The organism is uncultured Gordonia sp., from assembly GCF_937858515.1.
Lineage (GTDB): Bacteria > Actinomycetota > Actinomycetes > Mycobacteriales > Mycobacteriaceae > Gordonia.
Window position 1 is genome coordinate 33814 of record NZ_CALLZT010000150.1, and the last position, 10733, is coordinate 44546.

The following is a 10733-nucleotide window of genomic DNA, read 5'->3' on the forward strand; positions in this document are numbered from 1 at the left end:
GATTCAACCCGGCTTGTGTGAGCAGAAGATCGCCGTTCCGGGAAAGTAGCTGCCGCGCAACGGACTCCACTGGCCCCACGTTTCCTCGAAACCGTCCGGCCATTCGGGTTCGATGATGTCGTCGAGGATCAGTCCCGCCCCGACGATCTCGCGTACGCGGTCACCGATCGTGCGGTGGTGTTCGACGTAGGTGACGTTGCCGTCGTCGTCGGTCTCGCGGTACGGGGTGCGGCTGAAGTACGGAATGGATACCGTGAGTCCGGCCGGGCCGGGGTCGTCGGGAAACATCCACCGCATCGGATGATTGACCGAGAACACCCACCGCCCGCCGGGCCGCAGGACGCGCGCCACCTCGCCCATTGCGAGCGCCGAATCGGCGACGAAGGGTATCGCGCCGAACGAGGAGAACGCGACGTCGAACGAGGCGTCGGCGAACGGTAGCGACTCGGCGGTCGCCTGGACGAGGGGCGTGGGCGCGTCGTCGCCGGCGATCGCATTGAGGCCGTGCCGCAGCATCTCTCGCGACAGGTCGAGTCCGATCACATGGGCTCCCCGGGCGGTCAGCCATCGGGCGCACGGCGCTGAACCACAGCCCACCTCCAGGACCGACCTGCCCTCCACCGGTCCGAGCAACCCGGCCTCGGCTTCGGTGAGTCCTTCCGGGCACCACCGGAACTCGCCGCCCGGGCGGGCCGCGCCCAGGAAATCACCGTGTTCGTCGTGGTAGTCGTCGGCGTCGTGGTCCCACCACCAGCGGGACGCGTGTTCGCTGACCGTCGAGTCGATATCGGCCAACGGGCGCGGCAGGTGCGGTTGATCAGGACTCATGGCACGCCCAGTGTAGGGCGCGTGCACATGCCGGTCGCGGTGGGTGCGCAGCTCATTTGCCCAGCACAACGCGCCTGGAGTAGCCTTGATTGCGCGCGCGTACGATTTTGCGCGTGGTTCGGAGTGTTTTCGCACCCGGTTCTGCCCGACTCCGTGGCGGCCGGACGCGGGTCACTGTGAGCGACAATCAGACATTTCAGTACCTACTACAACCCTGTCCGGAGCAACTCAACATATGTCGTCCCCCACGATTTCCTCGCCGCAAGTAGCCGTCAACGATATCGGCTCGGCCGAGGACTTCCTCGCCGCCATCGACTCCACGATCAAGTACTTCAACGATGGCGACATCGTGGAAGGCACCATCGTCAAGGTGGACCGCGACGAGGTTCTGCTCGACATCGGTTACAAGACCGAAGGCGTCATCCCGTCCCGCGAACTGTCGATCAAGCACGACGTCGATCCCTCCGAGGTCGTCAACGTCGGTGACGAGGTCGAGGCGCTGGTCCTCACCAAGGAGGACAAAGAAGGCCGCCTGATCCTGTCCAAGAAGCGCGCTCAGTACGAGCGGGCCTGGGGCACCATCGAGGAGCTCAAGGAGAAGGACGAGGCCGTCAAGGGCACCGTCATCGAGGTCGTCAAGGGCGGCCTGATCCTCGACATCGGCCTGCGTGGCTTCCTCCCCGCCTCGCTGGTGGAGATGCGTCGCGTCCGCGACCTCCAGCCGTACATCGGCAAGGAGATCGAGGCCAAGATCATCGAGCTCGACAAGAACCGCAACAACGTGGTCCTGTCGCGTCGTGCCTGGCTCGAGCAGACCCAGTCCGAGGTCCGCAGCGAGTTCCTGCACCAGCTGCAGAAGGGCCAGGTCCGCAAGGGCGTCGTGTCCTCGATCGTCAACTTCGGCGCATTCGTCGATCTCGGCGGCGTCGACGGCCTGGTGCACGTCTCCGAGCTGTCCTGGAAGCACATCGACCACCCGTCCGAGGTTGTCGCCGTGGGCGACGAGGTCACCGTCGAGGTCCTCGACGTCGACCTGGACCGCGAGCGCGTGTCGCTGTCGCTCAAGGCCACCCAGGAAGACCCGTGGCGTCAGTTCGCCCGCACCCACGCCATCGGTCAGATCGTGCCCGGCAAGGTCACCAAGCTGGTGCCGTTCGGTGCGTTCGTCCGCGTCGACGAGGGCATCGAGGGTCTGGTCCACATCTCCGAGCTGGCCGAGCGTCACGTCGAGGTGCCGGATCAGGTTGTCGCCGTCGGTGACGACGCCATGGTCAAGGTCATCGACATCGACCTGGAGCGTCGCAGGATCTCGCTGAGCCTCAAGCAGGCCAACGAGGACTACACCGAAGAGTTCGACCCGTCGAAGTACGGCATGGCCGACAGCTACGACGAGCAGGGCAACTACATCTTCCCCGAGGGCTTCGACGCCGAGACCAACGAATGGCTCGAAGGCTTCGAAACCCAGCAGAAGGAATGGGAAGCCCGCTACGCCGAGGCCGAGCGTCGCCACAAGATGCACACCACCCAGATGGAGAAGTTCGCCGCCGCAGCCGCCGAGGCCGCTGCCGCACCGTCGGACTACTCGTCGTCCTCCTCTGAGGGTGGCAACCGTGGCGGATCGTCGTCGTCCTCGACCGGCGCATCGTCGGGCGGTTCGCTGGCGAGCGACGAGCAGCTCGCCGCACTGCGCGAGAAGCTCTCGGGCAACGCCTGATCGCATCACCGCATAGCAACAGCGCCCCGGCTCACCACGAGCCGGGGCGCTGTTGTCATCGGCGTACCGACACGTACCACTGTGATCGCGGACATACCGGTCTGCCAGACTGGACGGCGTGATCAGAGTGGGATTGACCGGGGGCATCGGCGCGGGCAAGTCGACCGTTGCCAAGACGTTCACCGACCGGGGCGCGTACCTTATCGATGCCGACAAGATCGCCCGCGAGGTGGTGGAACCGGGATCGGAAGGCCTGCGCCAACTGGTGGACGCCTTCGGGCAGGAGATCCTGGCCGCCGACGGATCGCTCGACCGGCCTGCGCTCGCGGCGAAGGCGTTCTCCGACGACGAGCAGCGGCAGAAGCTCAACGCCATCACCCACCCGCTGATCGGCGCGCGCACCCAGGCGCTCCTCGATGCTGCGCCCACGGATGCGATTGTGGTGCAAGACATCCCACTGCTCGTTGAGAATCATTCGGCACCGTTCTTCCATTTCGTGGTGATCGTCGGGGCCGACGAAGAACTGCGCGTCCACCGGCTCACCACCTCCCGCGGCCTCGACGAGGCCGATGCGCGCGCCCGGATCGCCGCCCAGGCCACCGACGATCAACGGCGCGCGGTCGCCGACGCCTGGCTCGACAACTCGGGTACACCGGAGCAACTCGCCGACGCGGCGGCGCGGCTGTGGGATGAGCGGCTGGTCCCGCTCGAAGCCGCGGTGCGACTGGGGCAGGTCGTGACGCCGGACCCGGCGCTGGTCGCGCAGGATCCCGACCAGGCATCGCTCAGCTCGCGCCTGACCAACCGGCTGTGGGCACTGTGCGGCGCCAACGCGACGACGGTCGAGGTGCGATCGAGCGACCCGGTGACGTCTGTGCACGTGGTCGCCCGAGACGACGACGCAGCGCTGGCGATTGCCCGGGCCTTGCCGGCCGGTGGCTTCGCCGCCGCGGCGCCGGGACAGTTCATCTCGGCCGATGCCGGTCGGCCCGCAGCGGTGAGCGTCACCACGTAGGCCCGATAGCCGGTCAGCGCTCGAAATCGAGCCAGGTCAGAGGTTCACCGACCTGCGCGTCGAGCCAGTCCTGAACGCGGTGATCGTGGTCGGCCGCACCCACCAGCGCGCGAGTCGCCACGAACACCGCCTCCTGCGCATCCGCGGTACTGAGCAGGCCGGCCGAACAGGCGTCGAACAACTCGTCGACGTCGATCAGCTCGAGCGGCCGCGGCGGCACGTCGACCAGGTCCAGATACCAGTCGGTGGCATGCCAGCGACCGGCGTCGTCGGGACCGCGGAACCGGCCGACATCGATATAGAGACGCTGCCCCGGCCGGTGTCCCTCGGTGAAGTGAAAGATGTTGGCGCGCAATCCCAGCGCAGGGAGCAGCCACGTCTGCATGTGATTGAACTTGGCGTGGTCGGCCGTCCGCGACATGTACAGGCCGTACGAAGTCTCGCGGTACTCCTGCACCGGACGCACAAAGCCCTTGTTGTCGGTGTTGGTCATCGCGGGGACGTCGAAGACCTCGTACTTGGGCGGGTGCACTGCGTCGGTCATGGTCGAAACCCTATCGGGCGGGTCTGACGACTGCTGAGGAACGAACCTGTCCTAGATCGGGTTTACCCTGGCGCTATGGCGTTTGCAGCAGAACATCCGGTGATCGCGCATTCCGAGTTCCGGCCCGTCGGCGACATCGCCCGCACCGGCGGGGACTTCGAGGTGGTCAGCGAGTACGAGCCGGCGGGCGACCAGCCACAGGCGATCGACGATCTCGAACGGCGGCTGAAGGCCGGGGAGAAGGACATCGTGCTGCTCGGTGCGACGGGTACAGGTAAATCGGCTACCACCGCCTGGCTCATCGAACGGGTCCAGCGGCCCACCCTGGTGATGGCACCGAACAAGACCTTGGCCGCGCAGCTGGCCAACGAACTGCGTGAGATGTTACCGGGCAACGCCGTCGAGTACTTCGTCTCGTACTACGACTACTACCAACCCGAGGCGTACATCGCGCAGACCGATACCTATATCGAGAAGGACTCCTCGATCAACGACGACGTGGAGCGGCTGCGGCATTCGGCCACGTCCAATCTGCTTTCGCGGCGTGACGTGGTGGTGGTCGCGTCGGTCTCGTGCATCTACGGTCTGGGTACACCGCAGTCCTATCTGGACCGGTCCGTCGAGCTGTCGGTGGGGCAGGACGTCGACCGTGACGCGCTGCTGCGGCTGCTGGTGGACGTGCAGTACACGCGCAACGACATGTCGTTCACGCGTGGCGGCTTCCGGGTCCGCGGCGACACCGTCGAGATCATCCCGTCGTACGAGGAACTCGCGGTGCGCATCGAGTTCTTCGGTGACGAAGTGGAGGCGCTCTACTACCTGCATCCGCTCACGGGAGATGTCGTGCGGGAGGTGGATTCGCTGCGGATCTTCCCGGCCACGCACTACGTTGCGGGACCGGAGCGGATGGAGAAGGCGATGGCCGGCATCGAGGAGGAGCTTGAGCAGCGCCTCGCCGATCTGGAGGCCAAGGGTAAACTGCTTGAGGCACAACGACTTCGGATGCGCACCAGCTACGACCTGGAAATGATGCGGCAGGTGGGATTCTGCTCGGGCATCGAGAACTACTCGCGGCACATCGACGGCCGTCCGGCCGGTAGCGCGCCGGCCACGCTCATCGACTACTTCCCCGACGACTTCCTGTTGGTGATCGATGAGTCGCATGTGACGGTGCCGCAGATCGGCGCGATGTACGAGGGCGACATGTCCCGCAAACGCAACCTCGTCGACTACGGATTCCGGCTGCCGTCGGCCGTCGACAACCGGCCGCTCACCTGGGACGAGTTCGTCGACCGGATCGGGCAGACCGTCTACCTGTCGGCCACGCCGGGGGCGTACGAGCTCGGACAGTCCCAGGGCGAGTTCGTCGAGCAGGTGATCCGGCCCACGGGCCTGGTCGATCCCGAGGTGATCGTCAAACCGACCAAGGGGCAGATCGACGACCTGATCCACGAGATCCGGGTGCGCACCGAACGTGACGAACGGGTGCTGGTCACCACGCTCACCAAGAAGATGTCCGAGGATCTGACCGACTATCTGCTCGAACTCGGTATCCGGGTGCGCTACCTGCATTCGGAGGTCGACACGCTACGCCGTGTCGAGTTGCTGCGTCAGCTGCGCACCGGCGAGTACGACGTGCTGGTGGGCATCAACCTGCTCCGCGAGGGCCTCGACCTGCCGGAGGTGTCGCTGGTGGCGATCCTCGACGCCGACAAGGAGGGATTCCTGCGCAGCACCACCTCGCTGATCCAGACGATCGGCCGCGCCGCCCGCAACGTGTCCGGGCAGGTGCACATGTACGCCGACAAGATCACCGACTCGATGCGCAATGCCATCGAGGAGACAGAGCGGCGCCGCGAGAAGCAGATCGCCTACAACACCGAACACGGCATCGACCCGCAGCCGCTGCGTAAGAAGATCGCCGACATTCTCGATCAGGTGTACCGGGAGGCCGAGGACACGGTGGCGGTCGGCGGTTCGGGCCGTAACGCGAGCCGGGGCCGTCGTGCCCAGGGCGAGGTCTCCAAAGCGAAGGGCAGCGCCGGGGTGATCGAGAAGCGTGACACGTCGGCGATGCCGCGTGCCGAGTTGGCCGATCTCGTCGGCCAGCTCACCGAACAGATGATGAGTGCGGCCCGTGACCTGCAGTTCGAACTGGCAGGCCGGCTACGCGACGAGATCGCCGACCTGAAGAAGGAACTTCGGGGTATGGACGCGGCCGGTATCCGGTAGTGTCCCCGGCAAGTCATGCCATGGTGGTCCGGGAGTCAGCGGACACATGGTCCGTTCTGGATGACTATCGGCGTGCCGATGTGCTGATCGCCACGAATCGGCGACAAAACTGTTACCCTCCCGCTACTGTCGCGAATCAAGGGGTTCGTCAGGCGGGCATATCCACCTGGCACTCCAGCCGGTCGACCGGCCGGTGATAATCGACCTATGGCGACAAGCCGAGCTATGGAGGATATGGATGAGCGCATACCAAACGATCGTCGTCGGCACCGACGGTTCTGAGTCGTCGCTGAGGGCGGTGGAACGTGCGGGTGCTTTGGCCGGGGACGGCAAACTCGTCATCGCATGCGCGTACCTTCCCAATGACCGGGGACCGGGCGAGGCTGCCGACATCTTGAAGGACGAGGCCTACCAGATCCAGGGCTCCACGCCCACTGAAGAGGTGCTGCGGACGGCCAAGGAACGTGCCGCCAAGGCCGGCGCCGTCAACGTGGTGTTGCGTCCGGTCAAGGGCGCCCCGGTCGACGCTCTGCTGCAACTGGTCACCGATGTCTCGGCCGACCTGCTGGTTGTGGGCAACCGCGGACTCAACTCGATCGCCGGACGTCTGCTGGGTTCGGTTCCCGCCGACGTCGCGCGTAAGTCGGCCTCGGACGTCCTGATCGTCCACACCACGTAGGCTCTGCCCGTCTCAGGGCAGATCTGACAGTTCTTCACACAGCGGCTCGTCGTGCACAACGACGAGCCGCTGTGTTGCGCGGGTGAGAGCCACGTAGAGGTCGCTGTGACCGCGTGGGGACTGCCGCAGGATCGCCGCAGGTTCGACGACCACCACATTGTCGAACTCGAGGCCCTTGCACGTCGTCACCGTCAGCACCCGCACATCGGCGGTTGCCGCGACACCGGTGTCGAGCGCGGCGATGATGGGGGCGCATTCGTCGTCGGGTGCGATGACCGCGGTCAGGCCCGGCCAGTCGCCCAGCGCCCCGACGACCGCCGCGGCCAGCGGCGAGCCCATGACCGCATACGGCTCTATTCCGTTGCTGCGCAACGATGTCGGCGGCGAGTGTTCCGGATTGATGTGGTGCAGAACGCGATTGGCGTAGCGCGTGATCTCGGCGGGAGTGCGATAGTTGACCGTCAGCTCACGCAGCTGCCACCGCTTGGCCACGTACGGTTCCAGCACGTCCTGCCACGATCGGGTGCCGGCGAGATCGCCGGTCTGGGCGGTGTCCCCGATGATCGTCATCCAGCGGTTGGGAATCCGCCGCATCAGCATCCGCCACGCCATCGCCGACAACTCCTGCGCCTCGTCGACGATCACATGACCGAACGCCCACTGCCGGTCGCCGACGGCGCGTTCGGCGGTGGTGAGATTGCGGCGCCGGGTCTGGCGCTGTGCGAGTTGTTCGGCGTCGATCAGGTCGTAGGCCATCAGAATCTCGGGATCGAGGTCGTCCTCGAGGTCCTGCGGTGCCGAGCCGGTCAGGATGTCGAGCGCCTCCTGAGCCTCGGCGAGCTGCCTGCGCCAACGGGCCTGCTGCTCTCGCTCGTCGTCCTCGGTGCCGAAACCGATGAGCTCGGCGATCTCGTCGAGCAGCGGGACGTCGGCAGGGGACAGGTCGGCGCCCTCGGGTCGTGCCGCGGTGGTGCGGTGGAGGGCATCGCGGTCGAAGTCGGACCAGCCGGGGGAGGCCCGACGGATCGCGGCCGGATCGCCGTACAGATCGCGCAAGACATCGAGGGGCGACAGCGTCGGCCAGAAGCGCAGCAGTTCCCTCCGAATATCGGGGTCCTGTGCCATCTCGTCCCGGATGTCGGAGATGTCGCCGGGACTCAGGAGCTGCGAACCGTCGATCAGGCTGGCGCCGATCGTTCGCGCGTGGGCGTGTGCGAGGCCGTCGAGCCCGGCCCGCACGAAGATCCGCTGCGCCTGATTGTGTGCCTTGCGGGAGCCACGGGCCTTGGCGCGGGCCGTTTTCACCAGATCCGAAGTGATCTGCACCTCGTAGGTGTCGAACGTGACCGGCACCGGACTCGATGGCAGGGACTGGTAGGAGCGCACCGTCCGTTTGATCACGTCCACCATGCGCAGATTGCCCTTGACCGCCATGGCCTCGCGGCTGTCGGTGGCCCCCGCGCTCACCGCCGGGAACAAGTCGCCGATCGTCGACAGCAGAACCCCCGACTCGCCCAGCGACGGCAGCACCTGACCGATGTACTCGAGGAAGTCGTCGTTGGGTCCGACGATCAGGATTCCGCTGCGCGACAAAGTGTCCCGATGCGTGTACAGCAGGTACGCGGCACGGTGCAATGCCACCGCCGTCTTGCCCGTTCCCGGGCCGCCCTGGATGACGGTCACACCGCGGTGCGTCGACCGGATGATGATGTCCTGCTCGCGCTGGATCGTTTCGACGATGTCGGTCATCTCGCCGGTGCGGGCGGCGTTGAGTGCGGCGACCAATGCCGACTCGTTGACCACATCACCGTGCGACGAGGGATCAGCGCCGGCGCGATCGCCGGTCAGGTACTCGTCGTTGACAGCCCGTACCGTGCGGTTGCGAGTCCGGATGTGGCGCCGCATCTCCACCGATTCGGGGGCTGCCGGGGTGGCGAGATAGAACGGGCGCGAGAGGGGAGCGCGCCAATCGAGCAGCAGGGTGCTGTCGGCGTCGTCGTCATCGAGGATGCCGATGCGCCCGATACGCCGGATCTCGCCGTCATCGAGATCAAGTCGGCCAAAATACAGATTGTGTTCGGCCGCATCGAATTTGGTGAGATCCTCGGTGTACAGGCGTTCGTACGACTCACGTTCGGACAATGCCTGAGGGGAGTCGCCATCCTCCCGCAGGGCTGCCGCGAGCCGCCGGTTGGTCGTGGCACGCATCCGGTCCAGACGCGCATACGTCAGGTCGAGATGCTCCTGCTCCACTGCGACGGGCGACACAGAGATCACCCCTGAGTCAGAACCGTCGGCTGTGCCGAGATCGTCGTGCTGGGTGGTCACCGCTGATCCGGGCCCATCTGAGACGCACATTCGATCCAGTTTACCCGCGAATCGGCCGTACCCCGGCGAGACGAGTTCCTACCAGCCACGCTCGCGCCACTCGTCCAGGTGCGGCCTTTCGGCTCCCAGCGTGGTGTCCTTGCCGTGCCCCGGGTAGATCACGGTGTTGTCGCCGTAGCGGCCGAACAGTTTCTCGGACACGTCCTCCAGGAGAATCTCGAAGTCACCGTCCTTCCAGGTCTTGCCGACCCCGCCGGGGAACAGGCAGTCGCCGGTGAACAGGTGCACGGTGTCACCGCCCCCGTCGCTGCGCTCACCCCGATCGCCGTCGGTCAGCGCCAGCGCGATCGATCCAGGGGTATGCCCCACCAGGTGGATAGCATCCAAGGTGAGGTCGCCCACGACGATCCGGTCGCCGTCGTCAACGAGGCGGTCGGGGGTGACGGGAAGCTCGGCCGCGTCGAGACGACCCGCCGCTGTCGGCACCTTCAGGGCAGCCGCGACTTCGGTCAATGCCTGCCAGTGATCGAAGTGGTGATGCGTCGTGAACAGCAGCGCGGGGCGCCCGCCGGTGGCGGCCACCGTCGCGAGAATCCGGTCCGCGTCGTTGGCGGCGTCGATGATGAGTTGGTCGCCGGTCGCGCGGCTGGTCACGATGTACACGTTGTTGTCCATCGGGCCGACGGACAACTTCACGATCGTCGCCGAATCCAGCGTGCGCCGTTGCGGATCGGGTGATTGTGACAGGTCACCGGTGTATGTGTCGGAGATGGCTGTGGGCTGCGTGCTCATGTGGTCAGGTTATCCCGCGGAGCAGCACCCGATGCGGGGTACAGTGGAGAGCCGATCGCACGTCTGTTCGCCTAGTGAGTTGAGGAAGTGCCAGTGGTTGACCGTCTGATCGTTCGCGGGGCGCGCGAGCACAACCTGCGCGGAATCGACGTGGATTTGCCACGCGAGAGCCTGATCGTCTTCACCGGGCTGTCCGGGTCGGGCAAGTCGTCGCTCGCGTTCGACACGATCTTCGCCGAAGGCCAGCGCCGCTACGTCGAATCGTTGTCGGCCTATGCCCGGCAGTTCCTCGGGCAGATGGACAAACCCGACGTCGACTTCATCGAGGGTCTGTCGCCGGCGGTGTCGATCGACCAGAAGTCCACCAATCGCAACCCCCGCTCCACTGTCGGCACCATTACCGAGGTGTACGACTACCTGCGTCTGCTGTACGCGCGGGCGGGTAAGGCGCACTGCCCCGAATGCGGCGAACTGATCGCCAAACAGACCCCGCAGCAGATCGTCGACCAGGTGCTGGAGATGGGTGAAGGCACCCGGTTCCAGGTACTCGCGCCGGTGGTGCGCACCCGCAAGGGCGAGTTCGTCGACCTGTTCGCCGAAC

At 65.9% G+C, this 10733-nt stretch carries 8 protein-coding genes and 1 pseudogene; 5 read left to right on the forward strand and 4 right to left on the reverse strand.

The window, feature by feature from the left end; genetic code table 11:
* Window positions 1–3: 3 nt before the first annotated feature.
* Window positions 4–828 (reverse strand): class I SAM-dependent methyltransferase, encoded by an 825-nt coding sequence (locus Q0627_RS14745; RefSeq protein ID WP_298811016.1) that lies wholly within the window; start codon window positions 826–828, stop codon window positions 4–6.
* A 235-nt stretch (window positions 829–1063) separates the two neighbouring features.
* Here Q0627_RS14745 and rpsA point away from each other — a divergent pair, with 235 nt between their 5' ends.
* Window positions 1064–2542, forward strand: a complete 1479-nt coding sequence (gene rpsA, locus Q0627_RS14750; protein ID WP_298811018.1) for a 30S ribosomal protein S1 — start codon at window positions 1064–1066, stop codon at window positions 2540–2542.
* 118 nt (window positions 2543–2660) lie between these two features.
* Entirely contained in the window at window positions 2661–3557 is an 897-nt protein-coding gene (gene coaE / locus Q0627_RS14755; protein WP_291014107.1) for a dephospho-CoA kinase, read from the forward strand.
* Window positions 3558–3570: 13 nt separating this feature from the next.
* Here coaE and Q0627_RS14760 read toward each other — a convergent pair whose 3' ends face one another.
* Entirely contained in the window at window positions 3571–4101 is a 531-nt protein-coding gene (locus Q0627_RS14760) for a DUF402 domain-containing protein (RefSeq protein ID WP_298811020.1), read from the reverse strand.
* 75 nt (window positions 4102–4176) lie between these two features.
* Between Q0627_RS14760 and uvrB the strand changes: the two genes are divergently transcribed.
* Both uvrB and Q0627_RS14770 read left to right on the forward strand, forming a co-directional pair.
* Entirely contained in the window at window positions 4177–6333 is a 2157-nt protein-coding gene (gene uvrB / locus Q0627_RS14765; protein ID WP_291014113.1) for an excinuclease ABC subunit UvrB, read from the forward strand.
* A 238-nt stretch (window positions 6334–6571) separates the two neighbouring features.
* On the forward strand, window positions 6572–7012 hold the full coding sequence (locus tag Q0627_RS14770) for a universal stress protein (protein ID WP_291014115.1): 441 nt from the start codon (window positions 6572–6574) through the stop codon (window positions 7010–7012).
* A gap of 12 nt (window positions 7013–7024) precedes the next feature.
* Here the strand turns inward: Q0627_RS14770 and Q0627_RS14775 are convergent, their stop codons facing one another.
* The gene (locus tag Q0627_RS14775; protein WP_291014117.1) at window positions 7025–9370 is read right to left on the reverse strand and encodes an ATP-binding domain-containing protein; all 2346 of its coding nucleotides are present in this window, start codon (window positions 9368–9370) and stop codon (window positions 7025–7027) included.
* 48 nt (window positions 9371–9418) lie between these two features.
* Window positions 9419–10132 (reverse strand): MBL fold metallo-hydrolase, encoded by a 714-nt coding sequence (locus tag Q0627_RS14780; RefSeq protein ID WP_298811025.1) that lies wholly within the window; start codon window positions 10130–10132, stop codon window positions 9419–9421.
* A 93-nt stretch (window positions 10133–10225) separates the two neighbouring features.
* Between Q0627_RS14780 and Q0627_RS14785 the strand changes: the two are divergent.
* A pseudogene (locus tag Q0627_RS14785) lies at window positions 10226–10733 on the forward strand (excinuclease ABC subunit A); the annotation flags it as partial.